Origin of the sequence: Pararobbsia silviterrae, from assembly GCF_003628125.1 — a bacterium.
Classification (GTDB): domain Bacteria; phylum Pseudomonadota; class Gammaproteobacteria; order Burkholderiales; family Burkholderiaceae; genus Pararobbsia; species Pararobbsia silviterrae.
The window spans coordinates 1-18,720 of record NZ_RBZU01000020.1 but is presented as its reverse complement, the minus strand read 5'-3'; the positions used below and the strand labels follow the sequence as shown (position 1 = coordinate 18,720).

Annotated in this window: 16 protein-coding genes; 15 read left to right on the top strand and 1 reads right to left on the bottom strand. The window is 62.6% G+C overall.

The features are described from left to right. Positions 1–65 precede the first annotated feature (65 nt). The 7 genes from D7S86_RS27565 to D7S86_RS27535 all read left to right on the top strand — a co-directional run bounded on the left by D7S86_RS27565 (position 66) and on the right by D7S86_RS27535 (position 8,701). Positions 66–1,700 (top strand): GMC family oxidoreductase, encoded by a 1,635-nt coding sequence (locus D7S86_RS27565; RefSeq protein ID WP_121091333.1) that lies wholly within the window; start codon positions 66–68, stop codon positions 1,698–1,700. 100 nt (positions 1,701–1,800) lie between these two features. Beyond that, positions 1,801–3,000 carry an ABC transporter substrate-binding protein gene (locus D7S86_RS27560; RefSeq protein ID WP_121091332.1) on the top strand — a complete coding sequence of 400 codons (1,200 nt, stop codon included), beginning with the start codon at positions 1,801–1,803 and terminating at the stop codon, positions 2,998–3,000. A gap of 70 nt (positions 3,001–3,070) precedes the next feature. Continuing rightward, positions 3,071–3,985, top strand: coding sequence for a branched-chain amino acid ABC transporter permease (locus D7S86_RS27555; RefSeq protein WP_121091331.1), 915 nt, complete (start codon positions 3,071–3,073; stop codon positions 3,983–3,985). After that, positions 3,982–5,739 (top strand): branched-chain amino acid ABC transporter ATP-binding protein/permease, encoded by a 1,758-nt coding sequence (locus tag D7S86_RS27550; protein ID WP_121091330.1) that lies wholly within the window; start codon positions 3,982–3,984, stop codon positions 5,737–5,739. Before D7S86_RS27555 ends, D7S86_RS27550 begins: the two co-directional genes overlap by 4 nt. A gap of 9 nt (positions 5,740–5,748) precedes the next feature. Further along, on the top strand, positions 5,749–6,471 hold the full coding sequence (locus D7S86_RS27545; RefSeq protein WP_121091329.1) for an ABC transporter ATP-binding protein: 723 nt from the start codon (positions 5,749–5,751) through the stop codon (positions 6,469–6,471). Between the two features lie 80 nt (positions 6,472–6,551). Beyond that, positions 6,552–7,742, top strand: coding sequence for a CaiB/BaiF CoA transferase family protein (locus D7S86_RS27540; RefSeq protein ID WP_121091328.1), 1,191 nt, complete (start codon positions 6,552–6,554; stop codon positions 7,740–7,742). 11 nt (positions 7,743–7,753) lie between these two features. Continuing rightward, the gene (locus D7S86_RS27535) at positions 7,754–8,701 is read left to right on the top strand and encodes a hydroxymethylglutaryl-CoA lyase (RefSeq protein ID WP_121091327.1); all 948 of its coding nucleotides are present in this window, start codon (positions 7,754–7,756) and stop codon (positions 8,699–8,701) included. A gap of 98 nt (positions 8,702–8,799) precedes the next feature. Here D7S86_RS27535 and D7S86_RS27530 read toward each other — a convergent pair whose 3' ends face one another. After that, positions 8,800–9,846 carry a substrate-binding domain-containing protein gene (locus D7S86_RS27530; RefSeq protein WP_240648435.1) on the bottom strand — a complete coding sequence of 349 codons (1,047 nt, stop codon included), beginning with the start codon at positions 9,844–9,846 and terminating at the stop codon, positions 8,800–8,802. Positions 9,847–10,083: 237 nt separating this feature from the next. Between D7S86_RS27530 and D7S86_RS27525 the strand changes: the two genes are divergently transcribed. The 8 genes from D7S86_RS27525 to D7S86_RS27490 all read left to right on the top strand — a co-directional run bounded on the left by D7S86_RS27525 (position 10,084) and on the right by D7S86_RS27490 (position 18,031). Further along, positions 10,084–11,076, top strand: coding sequence for a substrate-binding domain-containing protein (locus tag D7S86_RS27525; RefSeq protein ID WP_121091325.1), 993 nt, complete (start codon positions 10,084–10,086; stop codon positions 11,074–11,076). A 109-nt stretch (positions 11,077–11,185) separates the two neighbouring features. Beyond that, on the top strand, positions 11,186–12,757 hold the full coding sequence (locus D7S86_RS27520; RefSeq protein WP_121091324.1) for a sugar ABC transporter ATP-binding protein: 1,572 nt from the start codon (positions 11,186–11,188) through the stop codon (positions 12,755–12,757). Then, the gene (locus tag D7S86_RS27515) at positions 12,750–13,763 is read left to right on the top strand and encodes an ABC transporter permease (RefSeq protein WP_121091323.1); all 1,014 of its coding nucleotides are present in this window, start codon (positions 12,750–12,752) and stop codon (positions 13,761–13,763) included. Before D7S86_RS27520 ends, D7S86_RS27515 begins: the two co-directional genes overlap by 8 nt. Then, entirely contained in the window at positions 13,760–14,791 is a 1,032-nt protein-coding gene (locus D7S86_RS27510) for an ABC transporter permease (protein WP_121091322.1), read from the top strand. Before D7S86_RS27515 ends, D7S86_RS27510 begins: the two co-directional genes overlap by 4 nt. Then, positions 14,784–15,659 carry a sugar phosphate isomerase/epimerase family protein gene (locus D7S86_RS27505; RefSeq protein WP_121091321.1) on the top strand — a complete coding sequence of 292 codons (876 nt, stop codon included), beginning with the start codon at positions 14,784–14,786 and terminating at the stop codon, positions 15,657–15,659. Before D7S86_RS27510 ends, D7S86_RS27505 begins: the two co-directional genes overlap by 8 nt. 117 nt (positions 15,660–15,776) lie before the next feature. Then, positions 15,777–16,430, top strand: a complete 654-nt coding sequence (locus tag D7S86_RS27500; RefSeq protein WP_240648434.1) for a nucleoside/nucleotide kinase family protein — start codon at positions 15,777–15,779, stop codon at positions 16,428–16,430. 113 nt (positions 16,431–16,543) lie between these two features. After that, positions 16,544–17,524, top strand: a complete 981-nt coding sequence (locus D7S86_RS27495; RefSeq protein WP_121091320.1) for an aldose epimerase family protein — start codon at positions 16,544–16,546, stop codon at positions 17,522–17,524. Positions 17,525–17,620: 96 nt separating this feature from the next. Then, a complete protein-coding gene (locus D7S86_RS27490; RefSeq protein ID WP_121091319.1) occupies positions 17,621–18,031 on the top strand; it encodes a hypothetical protein in 411 nt (136 codons plus the stop codon). Positions 18,032–18,720: the final 689 nt, after the last annotated feature.

Sequence of the window (18,720 nt, the reverse complement as noted above, 5' to 3'; positions counted from 1 at the left end):
CGTCGCCCGCGCATCCCCCTGATCGTTGTCAGCCCGGACAGACGGCTCCCGTCTGCGTATCGCCCATGAATCGAGTATCCACGACGTCGCGAGACGATGCCGACCGCTTTGATTTCGTCATCGTCGGTTCCGGTGCGGCGGGCGCCATTCTTGCCGAGCGCCTGAGCGCGGATGGCGCGTCGGTGTGCGTGCTTGAGGCAGGGCCGCCGGATCGGAGCCCGTATCTGCACATTCCCGCGGGTTTTATCAAGGCCGTCTTCAATCCCAAGTATGCGTGGCAATTTTCGAGCGAACCGACGGCGCTGACCAACGGCCGCCGCATTCCGATTCCGCAGGGCCGCACGCTCGGCGGCTCGACGTCGATCAACGGTCTGGTCTACAACCGCGGCCAGGCGGCCGACTTCGATCATTGGGCGAGCCTGGGGAATCCGGGCTGGTCGTTCGCCGACGTATTGCCGTACTTCAAGTCGATGGAGCGACGCGTCGGCGGCGACGATGTCTATCGCGGACGGCAAGGCGCATTGCCCGTGAGCGACATCGACTGGATTCATCCGTTGTGCGAAGCCTTTATCGCCGGCGCGCAAGAGTGCGGCATGCCGCGCAATCCCGACTACAACGGCGCAAGCCAGGCAGGCGTCGGCTACTTTCAGCGCACGATCGACAACGGCTGGCGCATGAGCACGGCGCGTTGTTTTCTGAAGCCATCGAGAACGCGTGCGAATTTGACGGTCCGCACTTACGCACAGGCAACCCAAGTCGTGTTCGAAGGTTCACGCGCCGTCGGCGTGCGCTATTGCGACCCGCGTCAGCCGTCGATCGTGCACACGGTCATGGCCCGCCGCGAAGTCATCGTATCGAGCGGTGCGATCAATACGCCGAAATTACTGCAACTGTCGGGACTCGGCCCCGCGGATTTCCTGCGCGAGAAGGGCATCGCCGTGGTCTGCGATCTGCCCGGCGTAGGCGAGAACCTGAGCGATCACTACTCGGTTCGCGTCGTCGCGCGCGTGAAAAACATGCAGACGATGAATCAGCTCGTGCGAGGCTTGAATCTCGTCGGCCAGATCAGTCGGTGGATGCTGAAGAAGCCCAGCATCATGGCGCTGAGTCCATCGCTCGTGCATTACTTCTGGCAATCGCGTGCAGGTCTGGATGCGCCCGATCTCCAAGGCGTCTTTACCCCCGCCAGCTACAAGGAAGGCTATGTCGGCGTGCTCGACGATTTCCCCGGCATGACCACGGGCGTCTGGCAACACCGGCCCGATAGTCGCGGCCAGGTGCGCGTGCGTTCCGCGGATCCGTTCGAGGATCCGGTCATCCACGCGAATTACCTCGGTCATGCGGACGATCAAATGACGCTGGTCCGCGGCATTCGTCTCGCGCGCAGCTTGTTGCGTTCGAAAGCGCTCGCGTCGTGCTTCGACGGCGAGTCGCTGCCCGGCGCGCTGTGCGAATCCGACGACGAACTGCTCGACTTCGCGCGTCGTTACGGCGTGTCGTCGTATCACGTCAACGGCACGGCGCGCATGGGCCCGAACGACGATGCGCTCGCCGTCGTCGATCCGCAGTTGCGCGTGCACGGTGTGCAGGCGTTGCGCGTCGTCGATTCGTCGGTGATGCCGTCCATGCCGTCGGCCAATGTCTGCGCCGCCACGATGATGATCGGAAACAAGGCGGCAGATCTGATCCTGCGAGGCTGAGGCGCGCCAATATCGTTTGAAGTGTACGTCACGTCGTTACCTATATTCATAACAGATCGAAGCCGCCGTCATACGACGCGCCGGCAAGGAGATAGACGCAATGCGCAAGACCATCCTCAAGCAATGGCGAGCCGCCGTTCTGGCTGCCGCGATGACCGGCGTCGCCAGCGCGGCGACGGCCGACGACATCAAGATCGGGTTTAACAGCGATATGTCGGCGACGGGTTCGGCCGACTTCGGCATCTCCGCGCTCGCCGGTGCGCGCGAGGCCGCCGACGAGTTGAACGCGGCGGGCGGCGTGCTGGGACGCAAGGTCGTCATCGTCGCGCGCGACGACGTGGGGGCGCCGCCGAAGGCGATTCAGAATACGAATGAGCTCGTCAACAACGAGAAAGTCGTTGCCATGCTCGGCGGCGTGAATTCCGGCAACATGCTCGCGTGGCTGCATATCGTCGAACAGAAAAAGATTCCGACGATCTCGCCCGTCGCGACCGCGACCGATATCACAGCGCGTTATGCGAAGCAGCCGCCGAATTACGTTTTCCGCGTATCGATGCGCGACCGCGATCAGATCGCGCTGCTCGCGGCCTACGCGGCGCGCGCGAGCAAGAACGGCAAGATCGCGATCATCGCCGACACGACGGGCTACGGTCAGCAAGGCGCGAAGGATGCCCAGGAGATCCTCGCGCTGCATAACGTGACGCCTGTAGCGAGCGAGAAATTCGGTCCGCAGGACACGGACATGACGTCGCAGCTGAACAAGATCAAGGCGTCCGGCGCGGACACGTTGATCGTCTACGCGCTTGCCGATTCGAACGCGCACGTCATGCGCAGCCTCGAGAAGATCAGCTATTTCCCGGTCACGCTCGCGTCGTGGGCGAATCTGAGCCCGCCGTTCCTGCGCATCGCAGGGCCGGACCTCGCGCAGAAGATGATCTTCACGGCGTCCATCACCGAAGATTCTTCGCCACAATCGAAGGCGTTGTACGACACGCTCGTCAAACGCGACGGCAGTCTCTCGACGTATGTGATGGCCGCTCAGGCCTACGATTCGGTCAAGCTGCTCGCCGCTGCGATGACGCAGGCCAAGACCACCGACGGCGACAAGGTACAGGCCGCGCTCGAAAATCTTGAGCCGGTCAAAGGCGTCATCAAGACCTATAACAAGCCGTTCTCCGCCGAGAACCACGAAGCGCTGACCGTCAAGGACTTCCGCTTGGTGCGCTGGGTCAACGGCAAGGTCGTCTCGGTCGACGACGCGACGGTCAAGGCGATCACGCCGGCCGATCTCAAGTTCTGATAGCCCGATCGATCGTGGGCGCGTCCGTCTTCGGGCGGCGCGCCGCGAGACGGATGTGGCGGAGTCCTGCATGCAAATCCTTCAAGCCTTGCTGAGCGGTCTGGCGATGGGCAGCGTTTACGCGCTCGTGGCATTCGGTTTCAGCATCACATACACGACGACCCGGACCTTCAACTTCGGGCAGGGCGCGTTTCTCGCGCTCGCCGGTCTTATCGGCGTCAGCGCCACGATGTTGTTCAGCCATGGACGCCTGTCGGGATTTCCGAGCGCGGCCGATATGACGTGGGGCGCGTTTCTGTTCGCGCTGCTTGCGGCAAGCGTCGTGCTGACGCTGCTCGGCTACGTGCTTTACGTCACGGCGATCCGACATTTCGTCGGCGAGGCCGGCCTCGCGTGGGTAATGAGCACGATCGGCTTCGGCATCATCGTGCAGAACCTCGCGCTGCTGATCTGGGGGCCGGCGCCGATCGCGCTTTCGTCGCCGCTTGGCGACGGCATCGTCAAGGTGTTGGGGGCCGGCGTGCGGCCGCAAGAAATTCTCGTGTTCGTGACGACGCTCGTGCTGATGATCGTGCTCGATTGGATGCTGCATCGGACGAAGATGGGCAACGCGGTGCGCGCGGTCGCGTTTAGCAAAAATGCCGCAAGCCTGATGGGCATCAACGCGAACGCCGTGGCCGTCGGTGTGTTCGCCATCAGTTCGGCGCTTGCGGCGATCGCCGGCGTCACGGTCGCGCCGATCTCGACGGCCTCCGTGTTCGTCGGCACGTTGCTGGCCCTGAAGGCATTTTCCGCCGCGATCCTCGGCGGGCTCGAAAACCCGCGCGGCTGCATTTTCGGCGGCTTTCTGATCGGGCTGCTCGAATCGATGATCGGCCTTTGGTACGCCAATTTGCGCGAAATCGCGGTGTTTGCGTTGATTATCGTGGTGCTGTACTTCCGGCCCGCCGGTTTGCTCGGCCGTGCACACGCGGAGAAAGTATGAAACTCAATCCATGCTTCGCGCCGCTCGCGATTGCCGCGCTGGTCCTGATCGTCGCGTATTCGGGCATCAACGATTTCTATCTGGAAATCCTGTTCAATATCGGCGCGTATTTCATTGCCGCGACCGGCTTCAATATCCTGGTCGGCCAGACAGGGCAGAAGTCACTGGGTCACGCGGGGCTGTTCGGCATCGGGGCTTACACCGTTGCGCTGCTCAACGTGAACTATCAGGTCGACCCGTGGCTCGCGCTGCTTGCCGCGATCGTCGTGTCCGCCGTATTCGGTGTGCTGATCGCCATTCCCGCACTGCGTGTCAAAGGCCCGAGTCTCGCGATGGTGACGATCGCCTTCGGTCTGCTGATCGAAAAGATCGTGTCCGAGTGGACCGATGTGTTCAAAGGGCAGGAAGGCTTTTCCGGCATCGCCGGTCCGACATTCCACGGTGCGCCGCTCGATGGCAGACAGTGGGTCGTCGTGGTCGTCGTCATCGGCCTGGTTTTGCACGCGACGACATCGTTGCTGCTCAATGGCCGCTTCGGCCGCGGATTCGCCGCGGTACGCACATCCGAGATCGCGGCCGAGAGCGTTGGCATCAGTGTCTACCGCTTCAAGATTCTCGCGTTCGTCATCAGCGCGATGACATGCGGTATCGCGGGCGGTCTCGTCGCGCAGCAGAATCAGTACATCAACTCGGATTTCGTCACGTTCAATGTGTCGGTGTTTCTGCTCGTGCTCGTGTTGTTCGGCGGCCGCACGCCCGGCGGATCGTTTTTAGGCGCGGTCGTGCTGACGGTCATCGATGCGGCGCTTGCTCGCTGGCCCGAATTGCAACACTTTGCCTACGGGCTGATTCTGCTGTTCGCGCTCTATGCGATGCCCGAAGGTCTGTCGGGTCTGGTCGCGAAGCTGCTGCCGCGTCGGAGCGCGCTATCCGAGGCCGACCGCGCGCGTCCCGATGTCTGGTCGCCCGCGAAGCCGCACACGACGGCGCACGACACGCTGCTCGACGTGCGCGACCTCTACAAGGCGTTCGGCGGCGTGGTGCCGACCAATAAGGTGTCGTTCAGCCTGAAGCGCGGCGACATCGTCTCGCTGATCGGCCCGAACGGCGCGGGCAAGACGACGACCTTGAATCTGCTCTCCGGCCTGGTGCGTCCCGACGCGGGATCGATCCGCTTTCAGGACAAGTCGATGATCGGGCTCACGGCGAATCAAATCGCGGCGGCGGGCATCGGCCGCACATTCCAGAACCTCAAGCTGTTCGACGGACTCAGCGTGCTCGAAAACGTGATGGTCGGTTTTTATCGCGTTCAGAAGTCGGGCCTTGTCGCGAATCTGCTCGGCTTCCCCAGCGCGCTCGGCGAGGAACGGGCGATCCGTCGGCAAGCCTACGCGATTCTCCGGTTCTTCGATCTGCATCGTCATGCGGACGCGTCGGCCACGAGCTTGCCGTATGGCTTGCAGCGCCGCCTCGAAATCGCTCGGGCCGTGGCCGCGATGCCGGACCTTCTTTTGCTCGACGAACCCGCTGCGGGCCTGAATCCCTCCGAGACCGACGAATTGACCGCGCTGATCGTCAAGCTGCGCGACAAGGGCCTGACCATTCTGCTGATCGAGCACCACATGGATCTCGTGATGGCGATCTCCGATCACATCGTCGTACTCGACTACGGCGTGAAGATCGCATCGGGCTTGCCCGGCCAGATTCAGGAGAACCCGAAGGTCATCGAAGCGTATCTGGGCGCCGCAGCCTAGGAGACAGTCATGACGCAATTGCTTGAAATCAAGGACCTCGCGGTCAGCTACGGCGCGATCCATGCGCTTAAACAGGTCTCGCTGCATGTGAAGCGCAACGAGATCGTGACGATCATCGGCGGCAATGGCGCAGGCAAAAGCACATTGATGCGCGCGTTATCGGGCATCGAGAAGTCGAGCGGCACGATTGCGTTCGACGGCCGGGATCTGACCGGCATGCCCGCGCACAAGCGCGTGGGTTTGGGGATTGCGCACGTTCCCGAAGGCCGGCAGATCTTTCCCGATCAAACCGTATTCGAGAACCTGATGCTCGGCGCGTATTTGCGCCGCGAGCCCGCTGCGGTATTGGCCTCCGATATCGAGGCTTCTTTTCAGATGTTTCCGCGTCTCAGGGAACGCCGCGATCAATACGCGGGCACGTTGTCGGGCGGCGAGCAGCAGATGCTCGCGATCTGCCGCGCATTGATGAGCAAACCCAAGATTCTGATGCTCGATGAACCGTCGCTCGGCTTGGCGCCGCTGATCGTCGCGGAGATCTTCCAGATCATTCAATCGTTGAAGGCGCGCGGCATGACGATTCTGCTGGTCGAACAAATGGCGAATCAGGCGCTCGCGATTTCGGACCGCGCGTATGTCCTCGAAGTCGGGCATATCGTCATCGAAGGCACGGGCTCGGCATTGCTGACGAGCGATCGCGTGCGCGAAGCCTATCTGGGCAAACACAAGCATTGACCGCCTTCGGGCGGGCATCGATCGGCCCTGTCAGTCGTGTGGCGCGGCAGAGCCGAAGCTGAGAGATCTATGAGGAATTCATGTCTTCCAAACCGTTGAGTGGGATTCGCGTGCTCGAACTCGGGCAGCTTATCGCCGGACCGTTCGCCGCGAAAATGCTGGCGGAATTCGGCGCCGACGTCATCAAGATCGAACCGCCGGGCAAGGGCGATCCGCTGCGTAACTGGCGCTTGCTGCACGAAGGCACGTCGGTTTGGTGGCAGGTGCAGTCACGCAACAAGAAATCGGTGAGTCTCGATCTGCGTCAACCGGAAGCGCAGGAGCTGATCCGCGCGATGGTCAGCGACGTGGACGTCGTCGTCGAGAACTTCAAGCCGGGCGCGATGGAGAAATGGGGCTTGGGATGGGACGATCTGCGAAAGATCAATCCGCGTCTCGTCATGTTGCGCGTCTCGGGCTACGGTCAAACCGGACCGTACCGGGACCTGCCGGGCTTCGGCGTCATCGGTGAAGCGATGGGCGGCTTGCGTCATCTGAGCGGCGAGCCCGATCGGACCCCGGTGCGCGTCGGCATCTCGATCGGCGATTCCCTGTCGGCGTTGCATGGCGTGATCGGCGTGCTGCTCGCGCTGCGCGCGCGCGATCAATCGGGCGAAGGACAAATGATCGACGTCGCGCTCTACGAGTCGGTGTTCAACATGATGGAGAGTTTGTTGCCTGAATATGCGGTATTCGGCGAAGTGCGGCAGCCGGCGGGAAGCAGCCTGCCGGGCATCGCACCCAGCAATGCCTATCGATGCGCAGACGGTAAATATGTGCTCATCGCAGGAAACGGCGACAGCATTTTCAAACGGCTGATGAACGTGATCGGCCGAAACGATCTCGGCGAATCGCCGGATCTGGCCAGCAATAACGGTCGGGTGCGGAATGTCGAGGCGCTCGACGCGGCGATCTCCGAGTGGACCGGCCGACATGGCATGGACGACGTATTGAATCTGCTGAACGCCGCGCACATTCCCGCGGGAAAAATTTTCGATATCGCGGATATCGCATCGGATCCGCACTATCTCGAGCGGGAAATGATCCTCGATGGAGAACTCGACGACGGTACGCCGATCAAGTTGCCGGGGATCGTCCCGAAGCTGTCGGCGACGCCGGGTGAAGTGCGCAGCGCCGCGCCGTCGCTGGGACAGCATACCGACGAAATCCTCGAACGATTCGGGCTCAACGCCGAGCGGCGCGCTGACTGGCGCAGCCGCGGCATTATCTGAGAACCGCAGCCATGTCTCTTCAGACCGCCAACGGCAAGAAGCTGTACATCCAGGAAGTCGCCCCGCGAGACGGCTTTCAGAACGAAAAGCAGTTCATCGATACGGATCGGAAAATCGCATTCGTGGATCGTCTGTCCGATGCGGGGTACGCGAAGATCGAGGTGACCTCGTTTGTGTCGCCGAAGGCGATTCCGGCCTTGCGTGACGCCGAGGAGGTCATGCGCCGCATCCGACGGAATCCCGATGTCGTCTACGCCGCGCTGGTGCCGAACGTTCGCGGCGCCGAGCGCGCGATGGACTGCGAGGTCGACGAGATCAATCTCGTCATGTCGGCGAGCGAGACGCACAACGTCGCCAATCTGCGCATGACGCGCGCGCAGTCGCTTGCGCAGCTCGCCGACGTGATCGCGTCGGTCAGTCGTGAACGCGTGGCGATCAACGTGTCGCTGTCGACGGTCTTCGGGTGTCCGATGGAAGGGGATGTCGACCCCTATCAGGTATTCGAATTGGCGGCCCGCTTCGCCGCGTTGGGCGTACATGGCGTCACGTTGTGCGACACGACAGGGATGGCGTATCCGTCGCAAGTGGCGCGCATCGCGCGCGAGGCACGCAAACTGTTTCCGACGCTGACACTCACGCTGCATTTTCACGACACGCGCGGGATGGCGCTTGCCAATACTTTGGCTGCGCTGGACGAAGGCATCGATCGCTTCGATGCATCGCTCGGCGGCCTCGGCGGATGTCCGTATGCACCGGGCGCGAGCGGCAACGCCTGTACGGAAGATCTCGTGCATATGCTCAATCTGATGGGCTATGACACGGGTATCGAGGAACACACCTTGCTCGACGTGGCTTCGGGCTTGCCCGAATTGGTCGGGCATGCGTTGCCCAGTCATTTGAGCAAAGCAGGGTTGCGTTCGCGACGCCATCCCGCGCCGGGATCGCGTCCCACCCCGTGAGCCGCGTCGTCGGGGCGGCGTCATAGCGCGGCGCCGCTTGTCTCCGGGGCCGCGACGGATGCGTTCCCGCAGGCAGACGCGTCGCGCGCCTCGCGTGCCTATCGATCGAATTCCGTCGTCTGTTCGTTCTCGTCGAACATATCGCCGAAACGCGTGGGCACCATCACGAGATGCCGATCGGGCGCGTCATAGTTGTCGGTCGACGTAAATGCTTCGGCGATGATCTTCTGGACATCCTGGCGCAGCATCGTCACGTCGAAGGCGAGGTGGACGGCGAACGGATCCCAGTCGAAGCAGCCGACGACGGCCGACTTCGAATCGGATGTGGGCAGCGTCGACGTCAATTGCACGAGCCCTTCGAACGCGGTAATCGAGTTCATCAGCAGACCGGCCGGAAGCCGCCCGAGCTTTTGGTAACGCGCGGCGAGCGCGTCGCGCGCGGCGCCGGCGTTGTATCCGCATCGGTCGACCGCGTCTTCGGCGAGTTCGAGTCCGCGCGCTTCGAACGCGTCGCGAAAGCCCGCCACGCGCATATCGGTGGCGTACTCGTTGGCCACGCCGCCGAGCAGGACGAGTTCGCTCGGCGGGATGCCGCGCGCTTCGAGCTTGTCCATCATCAGGTTCGTGATCGCCCGTGCGCCGTGGCGATTATCCGAAACGACCGAAGGCGCCGCCTCGCCGGGAAGGTCGAGATTGATCGACGGCACACCCGCAGCCGCACATAGCGCGTTGAGCGGCGTCGGGTTGCGCACCCCCGCGATAAACAGCAATTCGACCCGTTGCGAGAGCAAGGTCTCGACGACGCTCACCTCGACCTCCGGGTCGCGCTGCGTGCCGACGACGATCGGGCACAGCCCCCGACTGCGCGCCTGATCCTCGAACGACTGCGCGAGTCCCGCGAAAAACCGGTTTCGATAATGCGGCAGCACCATGCCCGCGAGCCCCGAGCGCGACAGGCGCAACCCCCGGGCCTTCATATTGACGTTGTAACCGAGCGCCCGTGCGCTTTCGAGAATCCGGTTCGCCGTCTCTTCCTTGATCCGATACCGGGCCCAGCTCCCGTTCAGCACCATGCTGACCGTGGCGGTCGATGCGCCGGTTTCCTTCGCAATATCGTAAATCGTGGACTTCCGCCCCGTGCTCATACGCGCCATCCCACTGTGCTCCCGCGAGCGTCTGTTCCAAGTTCGCAGACGGTAGCCCGAGCGTCCGCCGTCGCCATATTAGGGTAAGTTCGGGTTTCATCGGCTGCTAAATAGATTCAGCATACGTCACCCGATCTGCTAAATGGATTTAGCAATATTCAGCAAAAAAGATTCGGGATTTCCTATCACCCATCAGAGGCGTCTGCCGAAACTTTCAGATGCCTAACCGGAGGAGACATGACGAAGACTTTCGTGCGTTCGTTGTTGGCAGGCGTGGCGGCGTTCGCATTCGCGGCGAACATGGCTTGGGCATCGCCCGATAAACCCGTCATCGGCGTTGTCGTCAAGATCGGCGGCATCCCTTGGTTCAATGCGATGGAAGCCGGGATCAAGAAGCGCGCCGACCAGCTCGGCGTCAAAGCCTTCATGGTCGGTCCGACGAGCGCCGATCCCGCGCTGCAGGTTCGCGCGATCGAGGATCTGATCGCCCAGCACGTCGATGTGATCGGCGTCGTGCCGAACGACGCCGAGGTGCTCGAACCGGTGCTCCAGCGTGCGCGCGCGGCCGGCATCAAGGTGATCACGCATGAATCGCCCAAGCAGAAGAACGCCGATTGGGACTTCGAGCTCGCCTCGGCCAAGGGCTTCGGTGAGGCTTACGGCAAGCGCCTCGGTGAAATGCTCAAGGGCAAGGGCGAATACGCTGTCTTCGTGGGTTCGTTGACCGTGCCGCTGCATAACGCATGGGCCGACGCTGCCATCGCATACATCAAGGCCAACTACCCCGATATGAAGCTCGTCGGCGACCGGTACGGCGTCGCGGAGAACGTCGATCAATCGCGCCAGACCGCGCTCGACCTCATGCGCGCGCATCCGGATCTGAAGGGCTTCCTCGCGTTCGGCAGCCAGGGACCGATCGGCGCGGCGCGCGCGGTCGCCGAGCAGCAGCAAAGCGGCAAGATCGCCGTGCTCGGCCCGTTCTCGCCGGGGCAGGGCAAACGACTCGTGCACGACGGCACACTCAGCGGCGGTTACATGTGGAATCCCGAACTGGCCGGCGAAGTGTTCGTCACGCTCGGCACGATGGTCGCGAAGGGCGAGAAGATCACCGACGGCACGAACGTTCCGGGTCTCGGCGTCGTGCATCCGGACGGACACAACCTGATCGTCAACGAACTCGTTGATCTGAACGTCAACACGGTCGACGATCTCGCGAAGATGGGCCTCTAAGTCTTGTTGCGCGGCTAAGCGGCACCGTATGCCGCTTGGCCGCGCGTGGTGTCGTGACTTGGATGCGGCCGCCGCGGCGGCCGCGCATCAGCCGCATCGGAGCATTTGAATGATTCAAGCAGCTTCCCCCACGGAGTCCGCGCGTGCGCGCGGCCCATCGAGCGACGGGCCGGTCGAGTCGGCCGAGTCCGACCGTCCCGCGCTGCTCAAGCTCGAAAACATCTCCAAGCACTTCGGCGGCGTCAAAGCGCTGCAGAACGTACGCTTCGACATCATGCCGGGCGAGGTGCTCTGTCTCGCGGGCGAAAACGGCTGCGGCAAGAGCACGATCATCAAGGTGATCAGCGGCGTCTATCAGCCCGAGCCGGGCGCGGTGATGCGCATGGACGGCCAAAGCATCGAAGGCCTCGATCCGGCACGCGCACGCGAGCTCGGCATCCAGGTGATCTGGCAGGATCTCGCGCTGTTTCCGGAGATGACGGTCGCCGAGAACATCGCGTTCGAACAGAATCTGGGCTCGCGCCCGCGCTTCGTCGACTACAGCCGCATGCGGGATGCCGCGAGCCGCATTCTCGAACGGCTCGGCGTATCGATCGATCTCGGTCGTTCGGTCCGCTCGCTGTCGATCGCTCAGCGGCAGATCGTGGCGATCGCGCGCGCGCTCGTCGCCGATGCGCGGCTCGTGTTCATGGACGAACCGACCGCATCGTTGAGCCATGCCGAAACGGAAGCGCTGCTGAAGATCGTGCGACGCCTGTCGTCCGACGGCATCGCGGTCGTGTTCGTGAGTCACCGTCTCGCGGAAGTCCTCGACGTCTGCACGCGCGTGACGGTGTTTCGCGACGGCAAATACGTCGGCACGTTTCCGACGGCCGGCATGACGCAGACGCGCCTGACCGAACTCATGACAGGGCGCACGTTCGACTACGAAGTGCGCAAGACGGATCTGTCGGCCGCCCCCGTCGTGCTCGACGTCAAGGGTCTGTCGCGCGCAGGCGAATACAGCAGCGTCGATTTCCGTATCCGCAAGGGCGAAATCCTCGGTTTGACGGGACGTCTCGGCGCCGGCCGCACCGAGATCGCGTTGTCGCTGTTCGGCATGACGCGGCCGACGGCCGGCGCGGTCACGCTCGAAGGACGCGCGCTATCGCTCGGCTCGAACCGCGACGCAATCCGCGCGGGCATTGCCTATGTCTCCGAAGATCGACTTCAGCTCGGCCTCGTGCAACAGCAGTCGATCGGCGACAACACCGTATCGGCGGTGCTCGACGATCTGCTCGACGCGTCGCGGCTCATCTCGATGAAAAAGCGCAACGCGCTGATTCGCGACTGGATCCAGAAGCTCGCCGTGAAGATCGGCAAACCCGACGATGCGGTGTCGACGCTCTCGGGCGGCAATCAGCAACGCATCGTGCTTGCCAAATGGCTCGCGACGAATCCGAAGCTGTTGATTCTCGATTCCCCGACGGTCGGCGTCGACGTCGGCGCGCGCGCGGGCATCTTCGCGATCATCCACAAGCTCGCCGCGGAAGGCATGGCCATCCTGCTGATCTCCGACGAGATTCCCGAGGTGTACTTCAACTCGGACCGCATCCTGCATCTGCGCGATGGCCGTGTCGTTGCCGAATATGTACCCGGCACGACAACCATTGACCAAATCGAGCGAGACGTTCATGCCTAATCTTCGCAAACTCGGGATCGGCTCCATCGAGGCACTGCTGATGCTCGTCATCGTCTTCATGGCGACCGGCTTGAGCCTCACGACCTCGACCTTCCTCACGCTGCCGAACCTGTTCGATCTGTTGAACCAGAGCTCGGTCAACATTATTTTCGCGGTCGGATTGCTGGTCGTCCTGATCGCGGGCGGCATCGATATTTCGTTTGCCGTCGGCGCATCGGTCGTGCAGTACCTGACGGCGTTGACCGTCAACGCCGTCGGCGGGGGAGACTGGGCGCTCGGTCTCGCGGCGGCCGCGTTCTTCGGCTTTTTGCTCGGCGCGATCAATGCGACGATCATCTATCGATTCAAAATCGTATCGATCGTCGTCACGATTGCGACCTTCAACGTGTTCTTCGGCGGTCTGATGTTCCTGACCGGCGGCGTATCGATCTATGACCTCCCGGACTGGCTGACGAACCGCGTGGCCATCGTCCACGTCACGACGTCGAGCGGCGTCGCGGTTCTTGCATTGCCGGTCGCGGTGATGGTCGCCATGGTGGCCGCGACGTGGTTCCTGCTTCGGCGCACGACGACGGGCCGTCAGCTCTACGCGATGGGCGACAACGTCGAAGCGGCGCGGCGCGTCGGGATTCACATCGGCGCGATGCACTACGTCGCATTCGGCTGGCTGGGGATGATGGCCGGCATCGCAGGGCTCATGCAGGCGCACTATGTTCAGGAGGTCGTGCCGAACGCGTTCTACGGACGCGAACTCGACGTGCTGGCCGCGGTCGTGCTCGGCGGCGCGCGCTTGGGCGGCGGCCGCGGGACCATCCTCGGCGCGATCCTCGGCATTCTGCTGACCGCGATTACGGCGAACGGCTTGAACCTGCTCGGGATCTCGCCGTACGCGTTCAAGATGATCATCGGCGCCATCATCCTCATCGCCATCACCTTGTCGAGCGGCGGCTTCGCCAAGCTTGTCGGCTCGCGCCTCAGCATGCAACGCGCAAAGGCTGCATCATGAAGACACTTTCCTCGCCTGGCCGCACGCCTTTCATCGCGGCCGATGTGGCCGGCCTGCTCGCCTTTCTCGCACTTGTGATCGCGGTGATGAGCGTCGCGTCCGAGCAGTTTTTCTCGCCCAGCACGTTCGTCTCGGTCGCATTTCAGTTGCCCGAACTCGGCTTCTTCACGCTCGCGATGCTGATGCCGTTGATTTCGGGCGGCTTCAATCTGGCCGTGACCTTTACGGCCAATTGCTCGGGCCTCGCCATGGCGTATGTGCTGCAAACGCATGGAGGCGCCGATGCGGGCGCCGCCGCCATCGTGCTCGGCATCGTCGCGGCGCTCGCGGTCGGTTCCGTGTCGGGCTGGGTGATGGGCGCCATCATCGCGCGGACCGGCGCAAGTCCGATTCTCGTCTCGCTGTCGATGATGATCTTCCTGCGCGGTCTCGGCGAATTTCTGACGCACGGCGGCGATATCTCGGGCTTTCCTCCGTTCATCCGCACGCTCGGCAACGGCTCGCTGATCGGCGTGCCGAACCCGCTCTGGATTTTTATCGGGTGCGCGGTGCTTTGGCATGTCGTCATGACGCGCTCGCGTCTCGGTTTCGCCACGCGAATGATCGGTTCGAATCTCGAAGCAACCCGATATTCCGGGATCGCGACGACGCGCGCGGTGACGCGCATCTACATGCTCTCGGGCTTTATGTGCGGCGTGGCCGGCGTGGTCATGGCGGCGCAATTCAATTCGGTTCGCGTGGGGCATGGCGAAGCGTTTCTGCTCATCTCGGTGCTCGCGTGTTTTCTCGGTCGCGTCGATCCGTTCGGCGGCTTTGGCCGGGTCGTACCGGTGGTCATCGCGCTTGTGATTCTTCAGGTCATCGCGTCCGGTCTCAATCTCCTCGGCGCCAATCAGCATCTGGCAACGGCGCTTTGGGGCGTCTTCCTGCTCGCCGTCATGCTCGTCCGGTGGGCATGGGCGAACGGCATTTCCAATCTCATGGCGCGCAAACGCGTCGCCGCAACGCAAGGAGTTCGCAATGAATAAGCTGGGTGTTCACGCATTGGTTTGGGCTGGCGATCTGACGCCGGAATCGACCCGCAAGGTCATCAGCCAGACCAAGGCGGCCGGATACGATCTCGTCGAGCTCTCACTGCATGGGCCGAAGGTCATGGACCTCGCACTCACGCGTGATCTGCTGCAAGAGCACGATCTCGAAATCGGGTGCTCGCGCGGCCTCACGTTCGACGCGGACGTCTCCAGCGAAGACCCCGCGACCGTCGCGAAGGGCGTCGCCATGCTCGAAGAGGGCATCCGCATCACGTCGGAACTGGGCGGCACGTATTTCGGCGGCATTCTGTATGGGGCGATGGGCAAATACAACGCACCCGTCACCGCAAAGGGGCGTCGTAACGCGGTCGACTCGATCAAGCGCATTGCCGACTTCGCGCATCAGCGCGGCGTGACGCTCGGTATGGAAGTCGTGAACCGCTACGAGAGCAATCTGCTGAACACCGCAAGCCAGGCCCTCGCGATGATCGATGAAGTCGACGCGCCGAACGTCGTCGTCCACCTCGATACCTATCACATGAATATCGAGGAGTCCGACTTCATGCAGCCGGTGCTGCAATGTGGCAAACGCCTGGGTTACGTCCATATCGGCGAAAGCAATCGCGGTTATCTGGGCTCCGGCACCATCGACTTCGCGCAGTTCTTCCATGCCCTGGCGATGATCGAATACAAGGGCGTCGTGACCTTCGAGAGCTTCTCGTCCACGGTCGTGAATGAACAGTTGTCCAATGCGCTCGCGATCTGGCGCAATCTTTGGGATGACGGGATGGATTTGGCCAAGCATGCGCGCCAGTTCATCGAAGGCGGAATCAACGCCGCGGCAAAAGCCAAAGCGCACCATTAAAACGACGGCGCATCCGACGGCCGGTGTCGTCGATGCGCCAGCACGATGCCGCCCGACGCAATACGCGCGGGCGAGCTGCCGATGCCGTCTCGACGCGTCACACAAGAACGTGGCGAGATGGCCTATCCCTTTTTCGTTCACGCAATGCCGATCATTCAGGAACGCTATATCAGGCGTCTTCAGCATCTGATTGCCGATGGTCAACGCAGAATTGTGGGTCTGGTCGGCGCTCCCGGCGCCGGCAAATCGACGTTGGCGCAGGTGTTGCTCGAATCGATGCCGAACCGGGCTGTCGTGGTGCCGATGGACGGCTATCACCTCGCGAACGTCGAACTCGAACGGCTCGGGCGCGCCGCGCGCAAGGGCGCCGAAGACACGTTCGACAGCGCGGGCTATGTTTCGCTTCTGAGGCGACTGCGCGCGCAGACGCCTGACGAAGTGATTTATGCGCCGACGTTTCGACGCGAAATCGAAGAGCCCATCGCGGGGGCGATCCCTGTGTCAACCGACACGCCGCTCGTGATCACGGAAGGGAATTACCTCCTGCTCGACCATGGGCACTGGAAACACGTTCGCTCGCTGCTCGATGAAGTCTGGTATGTCGACGTCGATTCGAATGTCCGGCGCGATCGGCTGGTCAGCCGTCATATGCGCTTCGGTCGCGACGAAGACGCGGCCAAGCAGTGGGTTCAACAGACCGATGAAGTCAATGCCGCCCTCATCGAGTCCACGCGCGGGCGCGCGGATGTCCAGTTTCATTGGGCCGCCTGATTCGCGCAATGCGGCGATCTCGCAGATCGGAATTCCGTTCGTGCTTTCGCGAATTGTTTGAGCCGTAGCTACATTTCTAACCGAACTTTGGGACAGACAGCACGATGCAAGCCATGGAACGCTGGACGTTGAAATGGGCGTACGGGGAAGCGCAGGTTCAGTCGCTCGGGGGCATGATCGCACCCGTGCGTTTCGATATCGGATCGGGACGATCCGTGTCGCCGCTGCACGTCGCGCCCTGGAAAGACGAACCGCCCTTAACGGGCTTGTTACGCGCGTTGCGAGGAGAGTGGCCTTGCCTTCCGTTCGGTATGGTCAAGGCGCCGGACGGGTTGCCGTCCGATTTCAAACGACGAGAAGCAAGCGATCCGTGGGATCACGGGTATGGTGCGAACCATATGTGGCAGCGGGTTTCGCAAACGGAACATGCGCTCACGCTCAGCATCGCGTGTCCGCCGGATAGCGATATCGATCGCCTTGAACGCACAATCGAAGTCGATCCGAATTCACCGGCGATCTCCGTATCTTTGACCGTGCATGCACGCCATGACGTGGTTCTCCCGTTTGCGTTGCATCCGACGTTTGCTGTACCGGAGGGCGGCGTTGAAGTCCTTGCTTGTCCGCACGGCGACATCTTGAGTTATCCGGTGCCGCAGGAGCCGGGCGTGTCGCGGATTGAGCCGAACGTGTCGTTCTTGTCGCTTGCGCAGATACCGACGGCGTTCGGCTTGATGGATGCGACGCGTCTACCGCTACCGGTCCGCACTGAGGAGCTGATGCAAATTTCCGACTGCCGGCCGCCGTTCGTGCTCCGGTATCCGCGCGCGCAAGCGGAGGTGTTTCTGGACTGGAACGCCGACGAGTTACCGGATGCATTGCTTTGGATCAGCAATGGCGGACGTCAACACGCGCCTTGGCGCGGCGAACACTTCGCATTGGGTGTGGAGCCCGCCAATAGTTTCTTTGATCTGGGGCGCGTCGCGCAACCGTCCGAAGGTCATCCGCTTTCGAACCGAACCGGCGTGTTGTTTCGCGCCGGGAGGCCACGCACGATTCGCTACCGGTTGTCGGCGCGCGACTGTCACGTCGGCTGAATGCGAAGGGCGTCGTGACGCGTAGGAATCCAAGACATGCCGTGTTCAAGGAAGCGAAAGTCCGTCTCGCCGAGGCAGGTTCGACGCTCGAAGTCCATGCTGCTTCCGCTGCCGACCGATTACGCGCGTGACGAGTCTCTGCGGTGTCATATGGCCTTGGTCGGATGCGGTACGCGGGAGGGCGGACGAGACGCGCTGAACGAAATGACGCGCGTCACGTACCTGAGTTTCTTTCTTTGGCAAGCGGGATACGGTCATGCCGATGCCGCGACCTTTAGCGATGCGGAGGCTGTTTTGGATGCCGCCGTGATTCGCGCGCTCGACACGCACGTCTGGCGCCTTGACGAAAAGGAGGCGGCCGTTATCGAAACGATCCTCCGAATTCATGATGCGTTGCTCGACGTCGTGCCCACGCACGTATACGTCGCCGCGCAAAGCAGGCTGGCCACCTTGCTCGATCGAACGCAGACGATTTCACCCATCCGGCGCGAGGCAAACACACTCTAGGGGCAATCGGGTGATCGGTTCCGGACGACGTGTTCGGCGGAGCCTGCCCGCGGTATGAACGGCGAGCGAGGTCTATGCGGTATGGCGCCGCGCGTTGCCGCTGGCCTTGCGCCGGTCGACCTCGCGCGCGACGCATCGGCGGGTGATCTGCGGCGGTTGATATGCGCCTCGCGCGAGGTATCCGCGCACGGCCGGGCCGCTGATCCGGTCACGGTCTCAGTATGCCAAGAAATCATGGGTGGTCTAGGGCGAGCGGCTTCGAGATCGTTAGCGCCGTCGGAAATCGATCGAGACCCTTTCGCGTTTCGGATATCGGTGGTGCGGGCACGCGCCTAGCCTTCGAGATGAATGCGGCGGCCTTACGTGCTCCACAGGCGGGCCGCGATGCGTTTGCATCCCGATTGCCCGATTGCCCGATTGCCCGATTGCCCGAACGCACGCGCCGCGTTGCGGCGCACTCGGCCGCGCGCTACGGCGAAGCGCCTTGCCGGCCACGATCCTTGGATGAAGCGCGGAGGGAACGGATATGCGCGACGTCTATGCGAGCGAGGAGCGCCGGAGCAAGCGCTCATGCCGTTCCGACGAGGGGCGCCCCAAGGAGGAGGTGCCGCTGACGCATGTGCCGATGCGCAAGGGGCGGCGGACCGAGGACGTCGGCCCTGGAAACTGGTGGGAAGACCACGGCTTCA

What these genes read in the sequence shown, in the direction of transcription:
- D7S86_RS27550 (WP_121091330.1), top strand. Translation starts at nt 3,982, where the DNA reads ATGAAACTCAATCCATGCTTCGCGCCGCTCGCGATTGCCGCGCTGGTC.
- D7S86_RS27505 (WP_121091321.1), top strand. Translation starts at nt 14,784, where the DNA reads ATGAATAAGCTGGGTGTTCACGCATTGGTTTGGGCTGGCGATCTGACG.
- D7S86_RS27555 (WP_121091331.1), top strand. Translation starts at nt 3,071, where the DNA reads ATGCAAATCCTTCAAGCCTTGCTGAGCGGTCTGGCGATGGGCAGCGTT.
- D7S86_RS27530 (WP_240648435.1), bottom strand. Translation starts at nt 9,846, where the DNA reads ATGAGCACGGGGCGGAAGTCCACGATTTACGATATTGCGAAGGAAACC.
- D7S86_RS27500 (WP_240648434.1), top strand. Translation starts at nt 15,777, where the DNA reads ATGGCCTATCCCTTTTTCGTTCACGCAATGCCGATCATTCAGGAACGC.
- D7S86_RS27560 (WP_121091332.1), top strand. Translation starts at nt 1,801, where the DNA reads ATGCGCAAGACCATCCTCAAGCAATGGCGAGCCGCCGTTCTGGCTGCC.
- D7S86_RS27540 (WP_121091328.1), top strand. Translation starts at nt 6,552, where the DNA reads ATGTCTTCCAAACCGTTGAGTGGGATTCGCGTGCTCGAACTCGGGCAG.
- D7S86_RS27495 (WP_121091320.1), top strand. Translation starts at nt 16,544, where the DNA reads ATGGAACGCTGGACGTTGAAATGGGCGTACGGGGAAGCGCAGGTTCAG.
- D7S86_RS27520 (WP_121091324.1), top strand. Translation starts at nt 11,186, where the DNA reads ATGATTCAAGCAGCTTCCCCCACGGAGTCCGCGCGTGCGCGCGGCCCA.
- D7S86_RS27565 (WP_121091333.1), top strand. Translation starts at nt 66, where the DNA reads ATGAATCGAGTATCCACGACGTCGCGAGACGATGCCGACCGCTTTGAT.
- D7S86_RS27535 (WP_121091327.1), top strand. Translation starts at nt 7,754, where the DNA reads ATGTCTCTTCAGACCGCCAACGGCAAGAAGCTGTACATCCAGGAAGTC.
- D7S86_RS27545 (WP_121091329.1), top strand. Translation starts at nt 5,749, where the DNA reads ATGACGCAATTGCTTGAAATCAAGGACCTCGCGGTCAGCTACGGCGCG.
- D7S86_RS27490 (WP_121091319.1), top strand. Translation starts at nt 17,621, where the DNA reads ATGCTGCTTCCGCTGCCGACCGATTACGCGCGTGACGAGTCTCTGCGG.
- D7S86_RS27510 (WP_121091322.1), top strand. Translation starts at nt 13,760, where the DNA reads ATGAAGACACTTTCCTCGCCTGGCCGCACGCCTTTCATCGCGGCCGAT.
- D7S86_RS27525 (WP_121091325.1), top strand. Translation starts at nt 10,084, where the DNA reads ATGACGAAGACTTTCGTGCGTTCGTTGTTGGCAGGCGTGGCGGCGTTC.
- D7S86_RS27515 (WP_121091323.1), top strand. Translation starts at nt 12,750, where the DNA reads ATGCCTAATCTTCGCAAACTCGGGATCGGCTCCATCGAGGCACTGCTG.